Consider the following 21,737-nt stretch of genomic DNA (forward strand, 5'->3'; position numbering starts at 1 on the left):
ACGCGTCTGCCTCCCACACTTCGTCCACACGGATCGCCCGCCTCGCCTACCGGTGCGTAACGGACCGCCGTCGCGGATCGTGCCACGTCGGACCACCTCCACAACAGGGGTGTGGACAACCCGCCACCCGGAACGGAGGCCATCGACGCAACTACACCGTCCGCCGAGGTTCACCTCTCGTTCACTCTCGACCGTCGGGCACTTCACCTGTCCTGCCTAATTTCGGCCTTACGGGGTGCGCGCCCGGTCGCCGGCGGACGCGGACCGCCCCGGATGCCGAACGAGATTCCCGGTCACACCTCACCGCTTGCCGACCCCACCGGCGGGCCCCAGGAAGGAACTGAACGAAGTGAAGCTTCAGCCCACCAACCGGCTTCGAGCGATCGCCGTCGGCGCCGCCGTGGTGTCCGGCGCCCTGGTCCTGACCGCCTGCGGCTCGGACGACAACACCGGGGGCAGCAACGGGGAGAGCAGCCCCAAGGCCGCGAGCAACATCGCGTGCGACGGCGAGGGCAACCTCCTCGCCTCCGGCTCCAGCGCCCAGAAGAACGCGATGGACATCTGGGTCAAGAACTACCAGGCCGCCTGTGAGGGCGTCGAGATCAACTACAAGCCCACCGGCTCCGGCGCGGGCATCCAGGAGTTCCTCCAGGGCAAGACCGGCTTCGCCGGCTCCGACTCCGCCCTGAAGGAGGACGAGGTCGAGCAGTCCAAGCAGGTCTGCGAGGGCGGCCAGGGCATCAACCTGCCGATGGTCGGCGGCCCGGTGGCCGTCGGCTACAACCTCTCCGGCGTGGACGACCTCACCCTGGACGCCGAGACCATCGCCAAGATCTTCGACTCGAAGATCACCAAGTGGGACGACCCGGCGATCAAGAAGCTGAACCCGGACGCCGATCTGCCGTCCACCAAGATCCAGGCCTTCCACCGCTCGGACGAGTCCGGCACCACCGACAACTTCACCGAGTACCTGCACGCCGCCGCGCCCGACGCCTGGAAGTACGAGCCCGCCAAGGCCTGGGCCGGCGAGGGCGGCCAGTCGGCCGACGGCTCCTCCGGTGTGGCCACCAACGTCAAGAACAACGACGGCGCCATCGGTTACTTCGAGCTCTCCTACGCCACCGGCAACGGCATCCCGACGGTGAAGCTGGACACCGGCGCCCCCGAGCCCGTCGAGGCCACCGTCGAGAACGCCACCAAGGCCATCGCCGCGGGCAAGGTCGTCGGCGAGGGCAACGACCTGGCCATGGAGCTGGACTACGCCACCAAGGCCGAGGGCGCCTACCCGATCGTCCTGGTCACCTACGAGATCGTCTGCGACAAGGGCAACAACAAGGAGTCCCTGGGCCTGACCAAGTCCTTCCTGACCTACACGGCCAGCGAGGAAGGCCAGAGCGCTCTCGCCGACGCGGGCTACGCCCCGATCCCCGACGAGATCATCGCCAAGGTCCGCACCACCATCGACTCCCTCTCCTGACGCACCGGCGGCCGGCCCCCGCACCCGCGGTGGGGCCGGCCGCCCGGCCGCGTCCGCGCACAGCGCCGCACGCCGTCACGCCACCCCCCGCACAGTCCCCAACCGCACGCGAAACCCATCCGGTGCACCGCCGCCAGGGGATGACACCCCTCACCAGACCGGAGAGAACATGGACATAGCACCCACCGCATCAGCCACTCCGACGAAATCACCACCGGGGGGACCGGCGGAGAAGCCCGGGGGGTCGGCCAACCGACCGGGAGACCGGATCTTCCTCGGCCTCTCCAAGGGGTCGGGCATCACGCTGCTGGTGATCATGGCCGCCATCGCGGTCTTCCTCACCTGGCGCACCCTGGTCGCCCTCGCCGAGAACGAGGGCAACTTCCTCACCACCTTCGAGTGGAACGCCAACGCCGACCCGCCGGTCTTCGGCATCGCGGTCCTGGCCTACGGCACGATCGTCAGCTCGATCATCGCGATGGTCCTCGCGGTCCCCGTGGCCGTCGGCATCGCCCTGTTCATCTCCCACTACGCGCCGCGCAGACTCGCCGCCTCGCTGGGGTACGTCGTCGACCTGCTCGCCGCGGTCCCCAGCATCATCTACGGCCTGTGGGGCGCCCTCTTCCTGGTGCCGCACCTGACCGGCCTGTACGAGTGGCTCGACCAGTTCTTCGGTTGGACGGGGATCTTCTCCTACGACAGCGGCGCCCCGCGCTCGCTGTTCACCGTCGGCATCCTGCTGGCGATCATGATTCTGCCGATCGTCTCCAACGTCAGCCGCGAGGTCTTCAAGCAGTCCCCCAAGATGCAGGAGGAGGCCGCGCTCGCGCTCGGCGCCACCCGCTGGGAGGTCATCAAGATGGCCGTCCTGCCGTTCGGTCGATCCGGCGTGATCAGCGCCTCGATGCTCGGACTGGGTCGCGCGCTCGGCGAGACGATGGCGGTCGCCACCGTTCTCTCCCCGAACTTCCTGATCAACGCCAGCCTGCTCAATCACGGCGGCGGCACCTTCGCGCAGAACATCGCCGCGGGCTTCAAGGAGGCCGGCGACATCGGACGGGACGCCCTGATCGCCTCCGGTCTCGTCCTGTTCGTCATCACCCTGCTGGTCAATGGCGCGGCTCGACTGATCATCGCCCGCCGCAAGGAGTACTCGGGGGCGAACGCCTGATGAGCAACACAGTCATGGACAAGCCCCCGGTCACCGCACCGGCCTCCGGCAGCCCCCTCAAGCAGCCCCGTCTGCCGCGCTGGGCCCCGGCCGGCCTGGCCCTGCTCTCGATCGGCGTCGGCGTCGGCACCGGCCTGGTCGCCGGGCTGGCCAGCCGCATCCAGTGGGGGCTGATCGCCGCGATCGTCTACGTCCTGGCCACCCACGTCCTCACCACGGCCGTCGAGGGCCGGCGCCAGGCCAAGGACCGGCTGGCCACCAGCCTGGTCTGGGTCAGCTTCCTGATCGCCGTGGTCCCGCTCGCCTCCCTGATCTGGGAGACGATCGTCCGCGGTGTGAAGGTGTTGGACGGCTACTTCCTCACCCACTCCATGAGTGGTGTGATCACCCTCCAGCCCGGCGGCGGCATCTACCACGCCCTCGTCGGCACCGTCGAGCAGGTCGCCCTCGCCACGCTGATGGCCGCGCCCATCGGACTGCTGACCGCGATCTACCTCGTCGAGTACGGGCGCGGCAAGCTCGCCAAGGCCGTCACCTTCTTCGTCGACGTCATGACCGGCATCCCCTCCATCGTCGCCGGTCTGTTCGTCCTCTCCTTCTGGATCATCATCCTGGACTTCGGGTACTCCGGCTTCGCCGGCGCCATGGCACTGGCCATCCTGATGATGCCGATCGTCGTGCGCTCCACCGAGGAGATGCTCAAGCTCGTCCCCAACGAGCTGCGTGAGGCGTCCCTGGCCCTGGGCGTGCCGAAGTGGCGCACCATCCTCAAGGTCGTGCTGCCCACCGCGATCGGCGGCATCACCACGGGCGTGATGCTCGCCGTCGCCCGCATCGCCGGTGAGACCGCGCCGATCCTGCTGCTGGTGTTCGGCTCCCAGTCCATCAACAACAACCCCTTCGAAGGCGCCCAGTCCTCCCTGCCGTACTACGTCTACGAGCAGTGGGCCAACGGCAACGAGGCCTCCTTCGACCGTGCCTGGGCCGCGGCCCTCGTGCTGATCGCCTTCGTGATGATCCTGAACCTGGTGGCCCGCGGCATAGCCCGCTGGAAGGCCCCGAAGACCGGCCGCTGACCCGGCCTCGTAGCAGAAGAGAAGTGATTCCCATGGCCAAGCGCATCGACGTCAGCGGCCTCACCGCGTACTACGGCTCCCACAAGGCCATCGAGGACATCTCGATGTCCGTCGAGCCCTGCTCCGTGACCGCCTTCATCGGCCCGTCCGGCTGCGGCAAGTCCACCTTCCTGCGCACCCTCAACCGCATGCACGAGGTCACCCCCGGCGGGCGTGTCGAGGGCAAGGTGATGCTCGACCACGAGGACCTGTACGGCAGCGGGGTCGACCCGGTCTCCGTACGCCGCACCATCGGCATGGTCTTCCAGCGCCCCAACCCCTTCCCCACCATGTCGATCTACGACAACGTGGCGGCGGGCCTGCGGCTCAACGGCTCCTACAAGAAGTCCGAGTTGGACGACGTCGTCGAGCGGTCGCTGAAGGGCGCCAACCTCTGGAACGAGGTCAAGGACCGTCTGAACAAGCCCGGTTCCGGCCTCTCCGGCGGCCAGCAGCAGCGGCTGTGCATCGCCCGCGCCATCGCGGTCGAGCCGCAGGTGCTGCTGATGGACGAGCCGTGCTCCGCGCTCGACCCGATCTCCACCCTCGCCATCGAGGACCTGATCTGCGAGCTGAAGGAGCGCTTCACGATCGTCATCGTCACCCACAACATGCAGCAGGCCGCCCGCGTCTCGGACCGCACCGCGTTCTTCAACCTGGCCGCGGTCGGCGAGCCGGGCAAGCTGGTGGAGATCGACGACACCGAGCGCATCTTCTCCAACCCCTCGGTGCAGGCCACCGAGGACTACATCTCGGGCCGCTTCGGCTGATCCGGCCGGACGCCGCCCGCCGAGACCGTCTGCGGTGCTGCATGGCGGTGCCACCGCAAGACGAAAGCCCGCCCCCCGGCTCCCGGGGGGCGGGCACCCCTCGTGTCGTCCCCGACGCCCGCGCGGCCGGGCGCACCGCCGTCACGCGGCGATCATCTTCACCGCCCAGTAGCTCAGCGCCGCCACCACGGCGGCCGCCGGCATGGTGATGAACCAGCCGAGCACGATGTTCTTGGCCACGCCCCACCGCACCGCGCTCACCCGCTTGGTGGCGCCCACCCCCATGATCGCGGAGGTGATCACATGAGTGGTGGAGATCGGCGCCTGGAACATGAACGACGCGGTGTACATCACCGACGCCGCCGTCGTCTCGGCGGCGAAGCCCTGCGGCGGGTCCAACTCGATGATCCGACGGCCCAGCGTCCGCATGATGCGCCAACCACCGGCGTACGTGCCCAGCGACAGCATCATCGCGCAGGCGACCTTGACCCAGATCGGGATCTGACCGTGGTCCTGGACGTCGGCGATGACCAGGGCCATCACCACGATGCCCATCGTCTTCTGCGCGTCCTGGAGACCGTGGCCGAGCGCCATGCCGGCCGCCGAGACCGTCTGCGCGATGCGGAAGCCGCGCTTGGCCTTGTGCGGATTGGCCCGGCGGAACAGCCACATGATGGCCACCATCACCAGGTAGCCGAGCAGCAGACCGACCACCGGCGAGACGAACATCGGGATGACGATCTTCGAGAAGACCCCGGACCAGTACACCGCGATGCCACCGGCCAACGCCGCGCCCACCATGCCGCCGAACAGGGCGTGGGAGGACGAGGAGGGCAGGCCGAAGTACCAGGTGACCATGTTCCAGGTGATCGCCCCGATCAGCGCGGCGAACAGGATCGCCATGCCGCTCTGGCCGTCCGGCGTCTCGATCAGCCCTTCACTGACGGTCTTGGCGACACCGCTGCCGAGGAAGGCGCCGGCCAGGTTCATCACCGCGGCCATCAACAGTGCCGCGCGGGGAGTGAGCGCGCGGGTGGAGACGGAGGTGGCGATGGCGTTCGCCGAGTCGTGGAAGCCGTTGGTGTAGGTGAAGAAGAGCGCGACCCCGACGGTCAGTACGAGCGCGAAGGTGTCCACGTGCTTCAGGACTCCTTGACGGCGATGGTCTCCACCGTGTTCGCCACGTGCTCGAAGGCGTCGGCCGCCTCCTCCAGGACATCCACGATCTGCTTGAGCTTGAGCACCTCGATCGCGTCGTACTTGCCGTTGAACAGGTGGGCGAGCAGCTTGCGGTGGATCTGGTCCGCCTGGTTCTCCAGGCGGTTGACCTCGATCCAGTACTCGGTGAGGTTGTCCATCGTCCGCAGGTGCGGCATCGCCTCGGCCGTCAGTTCGGCCGCCCGCGCCAGAACCTCGATCTGCTGCTCCACCCCCTTGGGCAGCTCCTCGATCTGGTAGAGGACGACCAGGTCGACGGCCTCCTCCATGAAGTCCATGATGTCGTCGAGGGACGACGCGAGCCGGTAGATGTCCTCGCGGTCGAACGGGGTGATGAAGGAGGAGTTCAGCTGGTGGAAGATCGCGTGGGTCGCGTCGTCACCGGCGTGCTCGGCCGCACGCATGCGCTCCGAGATCTCGGCCCGTGCCGAGGGTTCCGCCCCGAGCAGTTCCATCAGGAGCTTGGAGCCCGTGACGATGTTGTCCGCGGAGGCGGCGAACATGTCGTAGAAGCTCGTCTCCCTGGGGGTCAGACGAAAGCGCACTGGGATTCCTCGAGGTGCGTCGTTGTCGGTCTCGATGATGCTAGGCGCATCATCCGGTCACAGTGAACCGGCGTCCTTCAGTGTCACCCATCGGACCACACGCTCCCTACCCGGGGATCCCCCATCTCATCGCCCCAGAACGGAACATTCTGTACTATATACCCCGTGGGGGTATCCGCCCCCACGGGGAACACGGGAGGACCGTATGACGACCGCCGACGCCCGTCCAGAGACCACCCACGGTCCGCACGGGTACGCCAAGGAGAAGGACGCCCACCTCAAACGGCTCCGACGGATCGAGGGACAGATCCGCGGTCTCCAGCGCATGGTGGAGGAGGACGTCTACTGCATCGACATACTCACCCAGGTCTCGGCCTCCACCAAGGCGCTGCAGTCCTTCGCCCTCCAACTGCTGGAGGAACACCTGCGCCACTGTGTGGCCCACGCGGCAGCCGAGGGCGGCCCGGAGAACGAGGCCGCGGTGGACGCCAAGGTGGAGGAGGCCACGGCCGCCATCGCCCGACTGCTGCGCACCTAGGGTCCGGGCGCGGACGCCTCGGAGCCCTCGGCCGCACGGGGGGCGCGGGGCATCAGATCGCGCCCTTCGCCCTTCGCGGGACCGGCCGCCCGCCCGGCCGGCCTCGGGGCACGCGCTCCGGGTCGCGCCCGACCCTGAGCACCTCGTCGATGCGGTCGGGACTGAGCCGCTCCTCGACCGCGGTCGACGCCGCGATCATCAACTCCCCGTAGAGCTCGATCTCGTCGAGGGCCACGTGGTCCTGGACCAGTCGGCCGACTCCCCTGCCGGTTCCGGACACACGCACCACCTCCTTCGGCTCCCCCGGCACCCGTCCCGGCCCCAGGGTAGGAAAGAACATTCCCCCGGTACATGACACGTCCGGGCCATTCGACGTCGTCCCACCGGCCCACACCCCGGCCCAGGCCCGGGCCCGGACTCGCGATGACGCCCGGAACGCGCCGCCGTGCCGCCCCTACGGCGTGGCGATCCTCCCCGTGTAGATGTCCTCCGCCTCGGGAAGTTCGACCTCCACCGGCACCCCGAAGCCGTACAGCACCGTCGTGGAGACCACCGAGACCTCCCCGCCCCGGCCGCCGTCCGAGCCCCCCGGAGCGTCGCCGGGGGTGCCGACCGACGGTGGGAAGACGAAGCGGTGCCGCACCTTCCGCAGTCGCCCCCGCTCGTCGACGTACGCGTCGAAGGACACGGCGCGGCCCGAGAAGCCCTCCGCCGCCGAGGCCAACTGCTCCCGCCACATCCGGTCCGCGGCCCGGGCCGCCGCGGCGAGGTCCACGGTGCCCCGGTAACGCCGCACCGTCTCGCCCCGGAGCCGCTCCTCCCCCAGGAACGACACCGACCGCGCGCCCCGCAGCAACTCGGCGGCGCTGACCGGGTCGGTGGCACCGCCCGTGACGAGGTTTCCGTCCGGCAGGGTGGTCGTGTCCACGCGCACCCACTTCCCGTCGGGTACGCCCGCGCCCCGGTTCCTCATGTACAGCGCCCCCGGAGTGACCAATTCCACGATCGGCCGGTGCTCGCCCTCGCCGGTCGCCTCGCTCGGCAGCACCACCCTCAACCGCCCCGTGCGCTTCCCGTAGTCGAAGACGCCGGTGCCCCTGATGGTGACGCGGGTGCCACCGCTGTTCGTCTCCACCGTCGTGCTCACCCGGGACGTCCCGGCCCTCACCAGCGCCTCGGCCGCCTCCCGCACCTCCGCCTCGCTCACGTCCGCGGCCGCCACGACCCCCGGCCCGGAACACCCCGCGACGGCGGCCAGGGTCGCCAGCACCAGTGCGGCACAGGCCGCGCCGACCGCGGCGCTCCCGCCCGTACGTCCGCGCTCCACCACCATCGTCTGCCGACCCCCAAGGACACGTCTCGGAACTCGATCCGATTAACGACGCCCCACGGCCCCCGTCACGGCCGGTACCGTGGTGGCGTGCAGCAGGAGAACCGCGCGGGAGTGCCGCCGCAACGATCGGCGCCACCGGAGGAACACCTGATCTCGATGGCGGAGAAGGGCCCGTTCTGCAGTGCCGCCTGCACCTGTGGGTGGCGCGGCCCCGCCCGCCGGGCCCGCTCCCTGGCCCGGCGCGACGCCGCGGCCCACCAGGAGGCCTAGGCCCGCCGGGAGGACACCCGCACCGACCCGTGCGCGCGTCGGAAGGACGAACGGCCGCCGGGGCGCTTCCCGACGGCCGCTGCCGTGTCCGTGTCCGTCTTCCGTTTCCGTCCTCGAACGTGCCGTGTGACGCCCCTCAGGCCGCCAGATCGCGGTCCCGGTAAGGCCGTTGCTCCGGCTCCGGTTCCCTCACGGCCCGCTCCGCCGCCTCCGGGGTCCGCACCAGCCAACCGGCCCGCGAAGAGGCCACCGCGCGCAGCAGCGGCGTCAGCAGCGCCAACGCGGCGGGAGCCAGCAGCAACGTCACGGCCGTGCCCAACGCCAGACCGCCGATCACGTCGGTGGGGTAGTGCACGCCCATGTAGATCCGGCAGAAGCCCGCGAACACCGCCACCAGGATGCCGACGAGCCCCAGCCGGCGGTTCACCATGAAGATCCCCACGGCGAGCGCCATCGCCAGCGTCGCGTGGTCGCTGACGAACGAGAAGTCCCGCTTCCCGTCCACCAGCACTTCCAGCTCCTTGTGCGTCAGGAAGGGTCTGGGTCTCTCCACGAACCCGCGGATCGGCACGTTCACCAACACCGCCACCCCGGCCGCCAGCGGCGCCCAGACCAGCCCGGCCACCGCCGTCACCGCGTCCGGACGGCGCCGTGCCGTCCACCAGGCCCACACGCCCATCAGGGCCAGCGCCGCCACGGTGCCGTACTCGCCGACGTACTCCATGAGATGGTCGGCCCAGGTGGGGGCGGCCTTGGCCAAGCCGTTGATGTCGTGGAGCAGCTCGACGTCGGGGTTGTCCCATTCAGCCATCGCGATGCTGCCCTTCACTCTTCGCTGCCGACCCCCGTGGTAGCGGAATGCCCGTTCCGGACAAGACAACGCCCCGACCGGACCGCGCGTTCCAACCTCCACCGAACGATCACGCGGACGTTATCGGAGGGTGACCCGCACTCGCGGATCGGATGCCGCACCGCACACCGTCCACCGGGACACCACCGCCCCGGGCGGGCGTCACGAAGCCGTCGGCCTCGTCGCTCCGAAGTAGTCGGGGGTGTCGATCGGATCGAAACGGATCTCCGCGCCCGTGTACGGCGCGTCGATCATATAGCCACCGCCGACGTAGATCCCCACGTGGTAGATGGACCGGGGATCGTTCAGGTCGTGCGCGAAGAAGACCAGGTCACCGGGGAGCAACTCGTCCCGTTTCGGGTGCGGACCGGCGTTCCACTGGTCGTTCGCCACGCGCGGCAGCTCGATCCCCACACTCGCGTACGCCGCCTTCGTCAGACCCGAGCAGTCGAACCGACCACCGTCCTCCGCGGTGCCGTCACCGCCCCACAGGTACGGCGTGCCCAGCTTCTTCTGCGCGAAGTCGATCGCCCCGGCCGCCTGCTTCGACGGCGACAGACGGGCGCGCGGCTCCGCGAAGGTCTTCTCCATCGCCCGGATGACCCTGACGTAGTTCTGCGTCTCCCGGTACGGGGGCACACCGCCGTACCGCACCACCGCGTACGGACCCGCGTTGTAGGCGGCCAACATGTTGTCCGTCGGATCCCCGGGCACGCCCTTGACATCCTCCGCCAGCGTGCAGTCGTACTTCGCCGCCGACGGAATGGCGTCCTCGGGATCCCACACGTCGCGATCCCCGTCCCCGTCGCCGTCGATGCCGTGCGCCGCCCACGTCGCCGGGATGAACTGCGCGATGCCCTGCGCCGCGGCCGTGCTCCGCGCCCTCGGGTTCCAGCCGCTCTCCTGGTGGAGTTGGGCCGCCAGCAGCGCCGGGTTGAGCGCCGGACAGAGGTTGCCCCACTTCTGCACCAGGTCCCGGTACGCCATCGGCACCGAACCCTTCGCCAGTGTGACCGCGCCACCACCGAAGAGGTTCGACGCGGCGGTGTACGTGCCGACCACGAGCAGCGCCATGAAACACACGACCAGCCCGAACCCGACTCCGACGGCCACCCACGCCTTCCGCACCCCTCAACCCTCCCGCACAGCGACGGAGTTCACTGCCGATTCGGCCGCAACCGTGTCAGAATCCAAGGGAAGAGCACCTTCTGACAACCCACCTGGGGTGGTGACACACCATGTTCCTGGCGGCCGACAAGGGCGACATCAACACCATCATCGGCGGAATCGCCCCGGACTGGGGCCCGTTCGGCTCCCTCGGCAACGAGGCCCGCGTGATGATCGAGGTCGTGATGGCCGTGGCCATCCTCCTCTGCCTCGGCATCGCCATCTGGGGAGCGGCCAAGCAACGCATCGGCGCCACGGCGCTGCGGGACACCTTCAGCGCCGAGCAGGGCAAGGGCCTGATCGTGGCGGGCCTGACGGGCGTCTTCATCATCGGATCGCTCGGCACCCTCTTCACGATCGTCTACGGCATGGCCGTGTAGCCCCGCTCCCCCCACACACGCCACCGCCTTCTCCCGGAACCACCCGACCCCCCACTACCCCGGCGAAGCGGCGGCCGACCGGCCGCCGTACAACCCAGACGTCCCACACCCGCCGGCGTCCGCCGCGGCAGACGCGGCGGCACAGGCGACCGTGGACCGCGGCCCGGCGCTCTGCCGCTCCGTCCCCCGGAGGGAGCGGCAGAGCGCCGACACGTGCCGTGCCCGGCCCCACCGCACCCACGGAGCGGCCGGCACGGCTCCACACACCAGGAAAAAGAACCCCCGATGCACCAGCCCACGCCCCTCCCCCCACCCCGACCCGGCCCCGGCGCGCGCACGGCCCTCGCGTACCACCGGTCACCGAGCGGAAGCGATCCCGCACACACCGGCCCCACAACCGCCGCGACGGCGTTAACGTCAAGGAGAGGGCACGACGGCAACCCGGCCAACCTGGCCGCGACGAGCGGGCGACGAGAGGGCGGCGCGCACCATGAGCATCGGCGGTGAAGGCGGTTACGGCGACGACCGGGACATCGCCGCAGCCGGAACGTACGGCCGCGGCCGCACCCGACGCCTCCCGGACGACGAAGCCGTCGTCGACGTCTACGACGAGCCCAGGCGCCAACCCCCGCGCGTGGGACGGAGCATGGTGACGGTGGTGGGCGTCGTCGTCCTGTTGATCGCCGCCATCGCCTTCGCCAACCGGGACGGCGGCGCCTCCTCGGGAACCGGCGGCGGAGGCGCGGGGAACTCGGAGAACGCGGCCCGACCCACCGCCCCCACCGGCGAACGCCCCGTCACCTCCCGCGCCAACGGCGTCCCCGCCGGCTTCGCCCACACCGAGCAGGGCGCCCAGAGCGCCGCCGCCAACTACGCGGTGGCCCTGGGCGGTACGGGCATGTTCGAGACCGAGCACCGGCACATGCTCGTCGACACCCTCTACACCCCCGAAGCCGCCGCACGCATCAAGGGGCCGCAGGACAGGGCGTACTCGGAGGAGTTCTTCACCCGGCTCGGTCTCACCCCCCAGGGCGAGGCGCCCGAGGGCACCACCCTCGTCTCGCGCACCGTTCCCGTGGGCACCAGGGTGACGGAGTACCAGGGGGACAGCGCCACCGTCGACGTCTGGTACACGGGCCTCATCGGCCTGGCCGGCGAGGAGTCCACCACCCCCGTCACCACCACCTGGAAGACCTGGACCTTCGAACTGCGGTGGACCGGCTCCGACTGGAAGATCGCCGACGACTCCCAGCAGGACGGCCCCGCCCCCGTACCGGGAGACCTCCGGGCCTCCACAGCCGAGGAGATCAGCAAGGCCGTCGAGGAGTTCGGAGGCATGACCTATGCACGCTGACCGCCGTCGCCGCCGGCACCGAGTCCTGTTCCTCACCGCGGCGGTCGCGGGCGTCCAGACCGCCGGACTGCTCCGGCCGGCCACTCGCGCGGCCGCCGACGACCCGACGCCGCCGCCCTCCGCAGAACCGGAGGAGACCGCCGACAGCGAGTGCGAGAACGTCCCCGGCGCCGCCCGAGACGTGTGCGAGCAGGGCGGGGACGGCGGGGGATCGGGCGAAGCCGATTCGTTCGCCACCACCCTCGACCCCCTGGCCTCCCTCGCCCGGGGCTGCGCCGACGCCGCCGCCTGGATCATCGACAAGCTCTCCGAGGCCGTCGCCTCCACCGCCACCGTCGACTTCACCAACCCCGCCTTCCTGCGCCAGTACGCCGTCGTCTTCGCGGCCTCGACGGTCCTCACCCTCGTCCTGTGGTTGCTGGCCGTAGCCAAGCGCGCCGTCCGCGGCATCCCCCTGACCGAGGCGCTCACCGAGGCCATCGGCTTCCTGTGGCTGACCGTCCTCGCCTCCGCCTTCACCCCCCTGATCCTCTACACCCTGGTCACCGCCACCGACGCCGTCACCGACGTCATCGCCGCGGGCACCGGCTCCGACACCGACAAGTTCTTCGGCTCCTTCTCCGAGGCGCTGAAGAAGGGCGACGACATCGGAGGCGGGCCGGTCATGCTGATCGTCGTCTCCCTCGTCTCCGTCCTCGCCGCCGGCGTCCTCTGGCTCGAACTCGTCATCCGCGCCGCCCTGCTGTACGTCGGCGCGCTGCTGGGGACGGTCGTCTACTCCGGCCTCGTCGACAAGAACCTCTGGGGCCACGTGCGCCGCTGGGCGGGCATCATGATCGCGGTGATCCTCGTCAAGCCGGTCATCGTCATCGTCCTCGGCCTCGCCGGGGCGCTCGCCTCGAACGAGGGCCCGAACGCCTTCTCCGCGATCGTCTCCGGCCTGGCCATCATCCTGCTCGCCATCTTCGCCAGCGCGATGATCTACCGCTTCGTGCCCGGCTTCGGCGACGAGATCGTCCGCCAGCGCAACGCCAGTGCCGACCCGGCCTCCCGCACGGCCGCCGCCGTCGTCTCCTCCCCCGCCGCCATGCTCCGACAGGGCATCACCACCCACAGCGCCCGTGGCGGCGCCGAGACGAGCGGCAGCGGCGGCGGCCCCTCCGGTGCCACCCCGCGCCCCGCCAACCCGCTCTCCGGCGGCGTGGCCGCCCACGCCTCGCGCGGCACCGGCTCCGCGACCTCCCAGCCCACCGCACCGCCCCCGCCCCGCACGGGCAACGGCGGCGGCAGCACCACCAGCCACCGCACCGGAGGTGATCGCGGGTGACGACCCCGTCCCACACCGTCGCACCGCGCCGCACGTACATGATCGGGCGCGCCCGTCCCAACGCCGTCATCGGCAGGAACCGGGAGACGGGCGAGATCGCCCTGATCATCGCGGGCGCCTTCCTCGGCATGATGAGCGGGCTCCTGATCCCCGTGCTGTCCCTGCGCATCGTCGCCCTGGTCGGCTTCCCGATGCTCTCCCTGGCCGCGGTGTACGTCCCCTACAAGGGGCGGACGTACTACAAGTGGTTCGAGATCAACCGCAGCTACCGCCGCCTGCTGCGCCACGGCACCACCTACCGCTCCGCCGCCGCCGAGGCCGGCACCCGGCTGGACGGCACCGAGGTGGACATCCCGCCCCCGCCCGGGGTGGGCCGCATCACCTGGCTCTCCGCGCCCTTCGGGCCCGACGAGATCGCCGTCCTCCTCCACGCCGACCGACGCACCGTCACCGCCGCCATAGAGATCGAGGGACCGGGCGTGGGCCTGCGCGACAGCGAGGACCAGGAGGCCCTCGTCGACCGCTTCGGCACCCTCCTCAAGCACGTGGCCAACGGCGACGGCTTCGTCACCCGCCTCCAGATGCTCGCCCGCACCCTCCCCGCCGACCCCGACGCCCATGCCAAGGACGTCGCCCAGCGCGGTGACGAACGGGCCGCTCCCTGGCTGCGGGAGTCCTACGAGCAGCTCCTGTCCATGGTCTCCACCTCCAGCGAGCAGCACCGCGCCTACCTGGTGGCCTGCATGCACCACACCCGCGACCTGGCCGCCGAGGCCACCGCGATCGCCAAGGCCGGCCGCGCCTCCACCGGGCGCCGCCTCACCCGCGACGAGGGCCTGGCCGTCGTCATGGCCCGCGAACTCACCGACATCTGCGCCCGGCTCGCCGAAGCCGACATCCGGGTGCGGCAGCCGCTGGGTCAGGCCCGCATGGCCTCCCTGATCCACTCCATGTACGACCCCGACCACCCCATCGACCACATCCAGGCCATGACCCGGCGCAACGCCTGGCCTGCCGAGCTGAACGCGGCCGAGCCGACCCACCTGACGGCCAAGACCCGCGAGTCGGCCACCCGCGAGCCCTGGTGCCACGCCACCGCCTGGGTCAAGGAGTGGCCGATGACACCGGTCGGCGTCAACTTCCTCGCCCCGCTGCTCGTCCACACCCCCGACGTGATCCGCACCGTCGCCGTCTGCATGGACCTGGAGCCCACCGAGGTCGCCATCGAGCGGATGCTGACGGAGAAGACCAACGACGCGGCCGAGGCCAGCCGCGCCGCCAAGATGAACCGCACCGTCGACCCGCGCGACGTGGCCGCCCACGGCCGCGTCGACCAGCGCGGCCAGGACCTGGCCTCCGGAGCCGCGGGCGTCAACCTCGTCGGCTACATCACCGTCTCCTCCCGCAACCCCGACGCCCTGGCACGTGACAAACGCACGATCCGAGCCTCGGCCGGAAAGAGCTACTTGAAGCTGGAGTGGTGCGACCGGGAGCATCACCGTGCGTTCGTGAACACCCTTCCGTTCGCGACCGGCATCCGCCGCTGAGGAGGCGACACACCATGGCCGCGTTCGATCCGCTGACCGCCGTCACCGACGCCTTCACCAGCTTCGTCTTCGGCAAGACGGAGACCACCCGCCTGCCCGTGCGCACCTCCACCGGCCAGGCCCAGGCCGTCTACCTGCCCACCGCCGCGCCCGGTCTGGGCGACTCCGGGGTGATCATCGGCCGCGAGGTCTACAGCGGCAAGGGCTACATCTACGACCCCTTCCAGCTCTACGGCCAGCAACTCCCGGCCCCCCACTGGCTGGTGCTGGGCGAGTCCGGCAACGGCAAGTCGGCCCTGGAGAAGACGTACGTCCTGCGCCAGCTGCGCTTCCGCGACCGCCAGGTCGTCGTCCTGGACGCCCAGGGCGAGGACGGCGTCGGCGAGTGGAACCTCATCGCCGAACAGATGGGGATCACCCCCATCCGCCTGGATCCGATGGCCGCCCTGGACCAGGGCATCCGCCTCAACCCGCTGGACCCGTCCATCACCAGCACCGGTCAGCTCGCCCTGCTGCGCACCATCATCGAGGTCGCCATGGGCCACGGCCTCGACGAGCGCGCCGGCTTCGCCCTGAAAGTCGCCCACTCCTACGTCAACGAGACCGTCACCGGCCGCCAGCCCGTCCTCACCGACATCGTCGAACAGCTCCGCCACCCGAAGCCGGAGTCGGCCGAGGCGATGAACGTCGCCCTGGAGGACGTGCGGGCCTGGGGGCTGGACGTCGCCCTCGTCCTGGACCGCCTGGTCGACGGCGACCTGCGCGGCATGTTCGACGGCCCGACGACGGTGGGCATCGACCTCGACGCGCCGCTGATCGTCTTCGACCTCTCCCACATCGACCGCAACTCCATCGCCATGCCCATCCTGATGGCCATCGTCGGCGTCTGGCTGGAGCACACCTGGATCCGCCCCGACCGCAAGAAACGCATCTTCCTGGTCGAGGAGGCGTGGCACATCATCAACAGCCCCTTCGTCGCCCAGCTCTTCCAGCGGCTGTTGAAGTTCGGCCGACGGCTGGGCCTGTCGTTCGTGGCGGTCGTCCACCACCTGTCCGACGTGGTGGACGGCGCGGCGGCCAAGGAGGCCGCCGCGATCCTCAAGATGGCCTCGACCCGCACGATCTACGCCCAGAAGGCCGACGAGGCCCGCGCCACCGGACAGGTGCTGGGACTGCCCCGCTGGGCCGTGGAGATCATCCCCACACTCTCCCCCGGCATCGCCGTCTGGGACGTCAACGGCAATGTGCAGGTCGTCAAGCACCTGGTCACCGAGGCGGAGCGCCCCCTGGTCTTCACCGACCGCGCCATGACCGAATCCTCCTCGGCGACCTCCTCTCCCGCGTCTCCCGCGACCCCCTTGGAGGACACCGTGGCCGACGAGTTCGAGGCCGAGACCGCGTCCCGCGCCGCCGCCATGGAGCGGCTCGCACGCGCCGACGAGACGGTGGCCTGACGGTGCCGGTGCCACACGACGGCCGCAGCGGCCCCGGGGCACCGGCGGGCAGGGGCGGCGGCGCCCCCGAGCGCGGCATTCCCGACGGCCTCCTCCTCGGCCTGCTGGGCTTCCTCCTCGGCATCACCACCCTGTGCTGGACGGCCGTCGGGCTGGCGGGGCTCCTCGCACACGGGGCGTGGCCGCGCGGCGTCGCCTTCACGCGCACCCCCATGGCGATGCGTTCCCTGGTCTCCGAACCGGCCGACCTGGCCGCCGCCTGGCCGGGCGCCGGGGCCGACACACTGCCGGGCCCCGGTCTGTTCTGGGGTGTCCTCATCGGCCAGTGCATGGTCCTGACGGTCCTGGGCGTGTTCGTCGCCGGTGTCGTGGCCCGCCGGCGCGCCCTGCGCGCCGTCCGACGCGAGAGGGAACGCTCGAGGGCCGAGGAGCTCGAGGGGCCCGAGAAGGCCGAGGAGGCCCCGTACCGGGCCTCGCCGGCCCCGCTGCCGGGCCGGCGTCCCGCCGTCCCCCGCCCCGTCACCGCCGAGCCCGCCACGGCGCTCCCCCCACGCCCGGACGTGCCGTCTCCTCGTGAGACACCCGCAGGCGTGCGGTCCGAGACGCCCGCACCGGCACACCTGCGGGCCCACCCCGTTCCCGAGGCGCTCTCCGGGCCGCCCACGGGCGTCGAGTACGGGCCCGACCACGGCAGCCGTGCCGCCGACGCCCTGCGCGTCGCCCCCGGCCCCGCCCTGGTCGTCACCTCCGACCCGGCCCTGTGGAAGGAGACCGAGGGGGCCCGGGCCAAGCTGGGGCCCGTCCACCTCTACGATCCGGGCCGGCTCACCGACGCTCCCGCCCTGCTGCGCTGGGCACCCCACCACGGCTGCGAGGACCGCCGCACCGCCGCCGCCAGGGCCGCAGCCCTGCTCGCCCCGGTACGGAGCCCCGCCCGCTCGGAAGAGGCCACCCACAGCGCCGCCGAGACTCTGCTGGGCTGCTGGCTGCACGCCGCGGCCGTCGCCGGAGAGCCGTTCCGTCAGGTCCACCGCTGGGCCGGCGCGAACTCCGGATCGACGGCCGAGGCCGTCCGTGTCCTGCGCACCGACCCGCGGGCCGCTTCCGGGGCCGCCGGCGAGCTCGAAGCCACCCTCGTCGCCCATCCCGAGCGCAGGGACGCCGCCGTCCGTCTCGTCCGCCAGGCCCTCTCGGCCCTCTCCCAACTCCACGTCCGTAACTCCTGCACGGCGAACCGCGCGGATTCGGCCGCGTTGGAATCCTTTGCCGCCGAAGGGGGAACGCTCTATGTTGTGGGCGAGGCCGTCGAGGACCCGCGTCGTGCTCCCGGCACGATGCCGCTTCTCACCGCCCTCACCTCAAGCGTGGTCGAGCACGGCCGCCGCGTGGCCGCAGGGTCATCCGCCGGCCGGCTCGACCCACCAATCACCCTCCTCCTCGACGACATCGCGGCGGTGGCCCCCATCCCCCAACTCCCCGAACTCCTGACGACGGGCGAGGCGACGGGCATGCCCACCCTGGCGCTGATGCGCTCCGAGGAGCAGGCACGCACCTGGTGGCCGCAGCTCGCGACAGCGGGCGGCGGATGGGCGGGATCACCCGGGACGGGGCGCTTCCGCCCTGTCCCGTGACCGGCCGGCCCTGAAGGGCTTCTGCTAGGGCTCGCCGCCCGGCACGCGGTGGCCCGTATGTGAAAGAGCACGATTGACCGTGCCCCGAGGCCACCCGATCGTTCTGGCCCGGAAAAGGGTGAAGGCCCCGCCGGGAAACCCGGCAGGGCCTTCAACTCAACATATCGTTCGGCGGCGTCCTACTCTCCCACACGGTCCCCCATGCAGTACCATCGGCGCTGAAAGGCTTAGCTTCCGGGTTCGGAATGTAACCGGGCGTTTCCCTCTCGCCATGACCACCGAAACACTATAAAACCCAACCAACCCGAACACGGACGGTCGTGGTCTCAGAACCCACACAGTGGACGCGAGCATCTACGGTCAAGCCCTCGGCCTATTAGTACCGGTCGACTCCACCCCTCACGAAGCTTCCATCTCCGGCCTATCAACCCGGTCGTCTCCCGGGAGCCTTACCCCCTGAAACGGGGTGGGAGTCCTCATCTCGAAGCAGGCTTCCCGCTTAGATGCTTTCAGCGGTTATCCCTCCCGAACGTAGCCAACCAGCCATGCCCTTGGCAGAACAACTGGCACACCAGAGGTTCGTCCGTCCCGGTCCTCTCGTACTAGGGACAGCCCTTCTCAAGACTCCTACGCGCACAGCGGATAGGGACCGAACTGTCTCACGACGTTCTAAACCCAGCTCGCGTACCGCTTTAATGGGCGAACAGCCCAACCCTTGGGACCGACTCCAGCCCCAGGATGCGACGAGCCGACATCGAGGTGCCAAACCATCCCGTCGATATGGACTCTTGGGGAAGATCAGCCTGTTATCCCCGGGGTACCTTTTATCCGTTGAGCGACGGCGCTTCCACAAGCCACCGCCGGATCACTAGTCCCTGCTTTCGCACCTGCTCGACCCGTCAGTCTCACAGTCAAGCTCCCTTGTGCACTTACACTCACCACCTGATGACCAACCAGGCTGAGGGAACCTTTGGGCGCCTCCGTTACCCTTTGGGAGGCAACCGCCCCAGTTAAACTACCCACCAGACACTGTCCCCGATCCGGATCACGGACCCGGGTTAGACATCCAGCACGACCAGAGTGGTATTTCAACAACGCCTCCACACACACTGGCGTGCATGCTTCACCGGCTCCCACCTATCCTACACAAGCCGAACCGAACACCAATATCAAGCTGTAGTAAAGGTCCCGGGGTCTTTCCGTCCTGCTGCGCGAAACGAGCATCTTTACTCGTAGTGCAATTTCACCGGGCCTATGGTTGAGACAGTCGAGAAGTCGTTACGCCATTCGTGCAGGTCGGAACTTACCCGACAAGGAATTTCGCTACCTTAGGATGGTTATAGTTACCACCGCCGTTTACTGGCGCTTAAGTTCTCAGCTTCGCGGTACCGAAGCACCACTAACCGGTCCCCTTAACGTTCCAGCACCGGGCAGGCGTCAGTCCGTATACCTCGCCTTACGGCTTCGCACGGACCTGTGTTTTTAGTAAACAGTCGCTTCTCGCTGGTCTCTGCGGCCACACCCGGCTCGGAGTGCAAGACTCGTCACCAGACATGGCCCCCCTTCTCCCGAAGTTACGGGGGCATTTTGCCGAGTTCATTAACCATAGTTCACCCGAACGCCTCGGTATTCTCTACCAGACCACCTGAGTCGGTTTGGGGTACGGGCCGCCGTGCAACTCGCTAGAGGCTTTTCTCGACAGCATAGGATCATCCACTTCGCCACCATCGGCTCGGCATCGGGTCTCACCCCTACACGAGGGACGGATTTACCTACCCCTCGGGCTACACCCTTACCCCGGGACAACCACCGCCCGGGCTGGACTACCTTCCTGCGTCACCCCATCACTCACCTACTACCGGATCGGACCGTCGGCTCCACCACACCCCGCACCCGAAGGCACGAGAGGGCTTCACGGACTTAGCATCACCGGGCTCGGCCCTTGCGCTCCACAGCGGGTACCGGAATATCAACCGGTTGTCCATCGACTACGCCTGTCGGCCTCGCCTTAGGTCCCGACTTACCCTGGGCAGATCAGCTTGACCCAGGAACCCTTGGTCAATCGGCGCAGGAGTTTCCCACTCCTGTATCGCTACTCATGCCTGCATTCTCACTCGTGTACCGTCCACAACTCGCTTCCACGGCTGCTTCACCCGGCACACGACGCTCCCCTACCCATCGACACCCTCGTTGGAGGTTACTGTGCCGATGACACGACGTCGGCGGTGTGCTTGAGCCCCGCTACATTGTCGGCGCGGAATCACTTGACCAGTGAGCTATTACGCACTCTTTCAAGGATGGCTGCTTCTAAGCCAACCTCCTGGTTGTCTCTGCGACTCCACATCCTTTCCCACTTAGCACACGCTTGGGGGCCTTAGTCGATGCTCTGGGCTGTTTCCCTCTCGACCATGGAGCTTATCCCCCACAGTCTCACTGCCGCGCTTACCACTTACCGGCATTCGGAGTTTGGCTAAGGTCAGTAACCCGGTAGGGCCCATCGCCTATCCAGTGCTCTACCTCCGGCAAGCAACACACGACGCTGCACCTAAATGCATTTCGGGGAGAACCAGCTATCACGGAGTTTGATTGGCCTTTCACCCCTAACCACAGGTCATCCCCCAGGTTTTCAACCCTGGTGGGTTCGGGCCTCCACGACCTCTTACAGCCGCTTCACCCTGCCCATGGCTAGATCACTCCGCTTCGGGTCTTGGGCACGCTACTCAATCGCCCTGTTCGGACTCGCTTTCGCTACGGCTCCCCCACACGGGTTAACCTCGCAACATACCGCAAACTCGCAGGCTCATTCTTCAAAAGGCACGCAGTCACGACCGCAAGCGCAAGCACTCACGGCGACGCTCCCACGGCTTGTAGGCACACGGTTTCAGGTACTATTTCACTCCGCTCCCGCGGTACTTTTCACCATTCCCTCACGGTACTATCCGCTATCGGTCACCAGGGAATATTTAGGCTTGACGGGTGGTCCCGCCGGATTCACACGGGATTTCTCGGGCCCCGTGCTACTTGGGTGGTCCTCAAACGAGCCGCACAGATTTCGACTACGGGGGTCTTACCCTCTACGCCGGGCCTTTCGCATGCCCTTCGCCTATCCATACGGTTTCTGACTCGTCCGGCCGCCGGCAGACGACCGAAGAGAACTCCCACAACCCCGCACACGCAACCCCTGCCGGGTCTCACACGTGAACGGTTTGGCCTCATCCGGTTTCGCTCGCCACTACTCCCGGAATCACGGTTGTCTTCTCTTCCTGCGGGTACTGAGATGTTTCACTTCCCCGCGTTCCCTCCACACTGCCTATGTGTTCAGCAGCGGGTGACAGCCCATGACGACTGCCGGGTTTCCCCATTCGGACACCCCCGGATCACAGCTCGGTTGACAGCTCCCCGGGGCCTATCGCGGCCTCCCACGTCCTTCATCGGTTCCTGGTGCCAAGGCATCCACCGTGCGCCCTTAAAAACTTGGCCACAGATGCTCGCGTCCACTGTGCAGTTCTCAAACAACGACCGGCCCACCGTCACCCCACCCCACGGGCGAGTACACCGGGTCCGGAACCCAAGGGAACCACGACCTCACG

Annotated in this window: 18 protein-coding genes and 2 rRNA genes; 12 read left to right on the top strand and 8 right to left on the bottom strand. The window is 69.0% G+C overall.

What is annotated here, in order from left to right; all coding sequences use genetic code 11:
• Window positions 1-349: 349 nt before the first annotated feature.
• From pstS to pstB, 4 genes are all read left to right on the top strand, one after another.
• Window positions 350-1,477, top strand: a complete 1,128-nt coding sequence (gene pstS, locus F0L17_RS11610) for a phosphate ABC transporter substrate-binding protein PstS (protein WP_162466079.1) — start codon at window positions 350-352, stop codon at window positions 1,475-1,477.
• A 169-nt stretch (window positions 1,478-1,646) separates the two neighbouring features.
• The gene (gene pstC, locus F0L17_RS11615) at window positions 1,647-2,648 is read left to right on the top strand and encodes a phosphate ABC transporter permease subunit PstC (protein WP_155071023.1); all 1,002 of its coding nucleotides are present in this window, start codon (window positions 1,647-1,649) and stop codon (window positions 2,646-2,648) included.
• The gene (pstA, locus tag F0L17_RS11620; RefSeq protein WP_155071024.1) at window positions 2,648-3,724 is read left to right on the top strand and encodes a phosphate ABC transporter permease PstA; all 1,077 of its coding nucleotides are present in this window, start codon (window positions 2,648-2,650) and stop codon (window positions 3,722-3,724) included. The genes pstC and pstA overlap by 1 nt, the downstream gene beginning before the upstream one ends.
• Before the next feature lie 32 nt (window positions 3,725-3,756).
• Window positions 3,757-4,533 carry a phosphate ABC transporter ATP-binding protein PstB gene (gene pstB / locus F0L17_RS11625; protein ID WP_155071025.1) on the top strand — a complete coding sequence of 259 codons (777 nt, stop codon included), beginning with the start codon at window positions 3,757-3,759 and terminating at the stop codon, window positions 4,531-4,533.
• Between the two features lie 141 nt (window positions 4,534-4,674).
• Here pstB and F0L17_RS11630 read toward each other — a convergent pair whose 3' ends face one another.
• Together F0L17_RS11630 and F0L17_RS11635 are read right to left on the bottom strand one after the other, a co-directional pair.
• Window positions 4,675-5,670 carry an inorganic phosphate transporter gene (locus F0L17_RS11630; protein ID WP_162466080.1) on the bottom strand — a complete coding sequence of 332 codons (996 nt, stop codon included), beginning with the start codon at window positions 5,668-5,670 and terminating at the stop codon, window positions 4,675-4,677.
• A 5-nt stretch (window positions 5,671-5,675) separates the two neighbouring features.
• Window positions 5,676-6,296 (bottom strand): DUF47 family protein, encoded by a 621-nt coding sequence (locus tag F0L17_RS11635; RefSeq protein ID WP_162466081.1) that lies wholly within the window; start codon window positions 6,294-6,296, stop codon window positions 5,676-5,678.
• A gap of 205 nt (window positions 6,297-6,501) precedes the next feature.
• Between F0L17_RS11635 and F0L17_RS11640 the strand changes: the two genes are divergently transcribed.
• The gene (locus F0L17_RS11640; protein WP_155071027.1) at window positions 6,502-6,834 is read left to right on the top strand and encodes a metal-sensitive transcriptional regulator; all 333 of its coding nucleotides are present in this window, start codon (window positions 6,502-6,504) and stop codon (window positions 6,832-6,834) included.
• A gap of 52 nt (window positions 6,835-6,886) precedes the next feature.
• Here F0L17_RS11640 and F0L17_RS11645 read toward each other — a convergent pair whose 3' ends face one another.
• Complete coding sequence (locus F0L17_RS11645; RefSeq protein ID WP_338018040.1) at window positions 6,887-7,114, bottom strand: hypothetical protein; 228 nt, start codon at window positions 7,112-7,114, stop codon at window positions 6,887-6,889.
• Between the two features lie 174 nt (window positions 7,115-7,288).
• Window positions 7,289-8,167, bottom strand: a complete 879-nt coding sequence (locus tag F0L17_RS11650) for an SCO4651 family lipoprotein (RefSeq protein WP_155071028.1) — start codon at window positions 8,165-8,167, stop codon at window positions 7,289-7,291.
• A gap of 87 nt (window positions 8,168-8,254) precedes the next feature.
• Between F0L17_RS11650 and F0L17_RS11655 the strand changes: the two genes are divergently transcribed.
• A complete protein-coding gene (locus tag F0L17_RS11655; RefSeq protein ID WP_155071029.1) occupies window positions 8,255-8,437 on the top strand; it encodes a hypothetical protein in 183 nt (60 codons plus the stop codon).
• Window positions 8,438-8,573: 136 nt separating this feature from the next.
• Here F0L17_RS11655 and F0L17_RS11660 read toward each other — a convergent pair whose 3' ends face one another.
• Together F0L17_RS11660 and F0L17_RS11665 are read right to left on the bottom strand one after the other, a co-directional pair.
• On the bottom strand, window positions 8,574-9,254 hold the full coding sequence (locus F0L17_RS11660; protein ID WP_420802471.1) for a phosphatase PAP2 family protein: 681 nt from the start codon (window positions 9,252-9,254) through the stop codon (window positions 8,574-8,576).
• A gap of 195 nt (window positions 9,255-9,449) precedes the next feature.
• Window positions 9,450-10,415 (bottom strand): C40 family peptidase, encoded by a 966-nt coding sequence (locus F0L17_RS11665; RefSeq protein WP_338018041.1) that lies wholly within the window; start codon window positions 10,413-10,415, stop codon window positions 9,450-9,452.
• Window positions 10,416-10,525: 110 nt separating this feature from the next.
• Here F0L17_RS11665 and F0L17_RS11670 point away from each other — a divergent pair, with 110 nt between their 5' ends.
• The 6 genes from F0L17_RS11670 (at window position 10,526) to F0L17_RS11695 (ending at window position 18,147) form a co-directional block, all read left to right on the top strand.
• Complete coding sequence (locus F0L17_RS11670) at window positions 10,526-10,834, top strand: hypothetical protein (RefSeq protein ID WP_155071031.1); 309 nt, start codon at window positions 10,526-10,528, stop codon at window positions 10,832-10,834.
• Between the two features lie 490 nt (window positions 10,835-11,324).
• Window positions 11,325-12,188, top strand: a complete 864-nt coding sequence (locus F0L17_RS11675; protein ID WP_155071032.1) for a DUF8175 domain-containg protein — start codon at window positions 11,325-11,327, stop codon at window positions 12,186-12,188.
• Window positions 12,178-13,515 carry a hypothetical protein gene (locus F0L17_RS11680; RefSeq protein WP_155071033.1) on the top strand — a complete coding sequence of 446 codons (1,338 nt, stop codon included), beginning with the start codon at window positions 12,178-12,180 and terminating at the stop codon, window positions 13,513-13,515. Before F0L17_RS11675 ends, F0L17_RS11680 begins: the two co-directional genes overlap by 11 nt.
• Window positions 13,512-15,062 carry an SCO6880 family protein gene (locus F0L17_RS11685; protein WP_162466082.1) on the top strand — a complete coding sequence of 517 codons (1,551 nt, stop codon included), beginning with the start codon at window positions 13,512-13,514 and terminating at the stop codon, window positions 15,060-15,062. The genes F0L17_RS11680 and F0L17_RS11685 overlap by 4 nt, the downstream gene beginning before the upstream one ends.
• A 14-nt stretch (window positions 15,063-15,076) precedes the next feature.
• Complete coding sequence (locus tag F0L17_RS11690; RefSeq protein WP_155071034.1) at window positions 15,077-16,516, top strand: ATP-binding protein; 1,440 nt, start codon at window positions 15,077-15,079, stop codon at window positions 16,514-16,516.
• A 2-nt stretch (window positions 16,517-16,518) separates the two neighbouring features.
• On the top strand, window positions 16,519-18,147 hold the full coding sequence (locus tag F0L17_RS11695) for a type VI secretion protein (RefSeq protein WP_338018042.1): 1,629 nt from the start codon (window positions 16,519-16,521) through the stop codon (window positions 18,145-18,147).
• Window positions 18,148-18,313: 166 nt separating this feature from the next.
• On the opposite strand, the gene rrf is transcribed toward F0L17_RS11695, so the two are convergent.
• Both rrf and F0L17_RS11705 read right to left on the bottom strand, forming a co-directional pair.
• Window positions 18,314-18,430: ribosomal RNA gene (rrf, locus tag F0L17_RS11700) — 5S ribosomal RNA — on the bottom strand.
• A 73-nt stretch (window positions 18,431-18,503) separates the two neighbouring features.
• Window positions 18,504-21,627 (bottom strand): 23S ribosomal RNA (locus tag F0L17_RS11705).
• Between the last annotated feature and the right edge of the window lie 110 nt (window positions 21,628-21,737).

Origin of the sequence: Streptomyces taklimakanensis (assembly GCF_009709575.1) — a bacterium.
Lineage (GTDB): Bacteria > Actinomycetota > Actinomycetes > Streptomycetales > Streptomycetaceae > Streptomyces > Streptomyces taklimakanensis.

Coding starts and splice junctions, on each gene's coding strand:
- pstC (WP_155071023.1), top strand. CDS start 1,647: ATGGACATAGCACCCACCGCATCAGCCACTCCGACGAAATCACCACCG.
- pstA (WP_155071024.1), top strand. CDS start 2,648: ATGAGCAACACAGTCATGGACAAGCCCCCGGTCACCGCACCGGCCTCC.
- pstB (WP_155071025.1), top strand. CDS start 3,757: ATGGCCAAGCGCATCGACGTCAGCGGCCTCACCGCGTACTACGGCTCC.
- F0L17_RS11640 (WP_155071027.1), top strand. CDS start 6,502: ATGACGACCGCCGACGCCCGTCCAGAGACCACCCACGGTCCGCACGGG.
- F0L17_RS11650 (WP_155071028.1), bottom strand. CDS start 8,167: ATGGTGGTGGAGCGCGGACGTACGGGCGGGAGCGCCGCGGTCGGCGCG.
- F0L17_RS11670 (WP_155071031.1), top strand. CDS start 10,526: ATGTTCCTGGCGGCCGACAAGGGCGACATCAACACCATCATCGGCGGA.
- F0L17_RS11675 (WP_155071032.1), top strand. CDS start 11,325: ATGAGCATCGGCGGTGAAGGCGGTTACGGCGACGACCGGGACATCGCC.
- F0L17_RS11680 (WP_155071033.1), top strand. CDS start 12,178: ATGCACGCTGACCGCCGTCGCCGCCGGCACCGAGTCCTGTTCCTCACC.
- F0L17_RS11690 (WP_155071034.1), top strand. CDS start 15,077: ATGGCCGCGTTCGATCCGCTGACCGCCGTCACCGACGCCTTCACCAGC.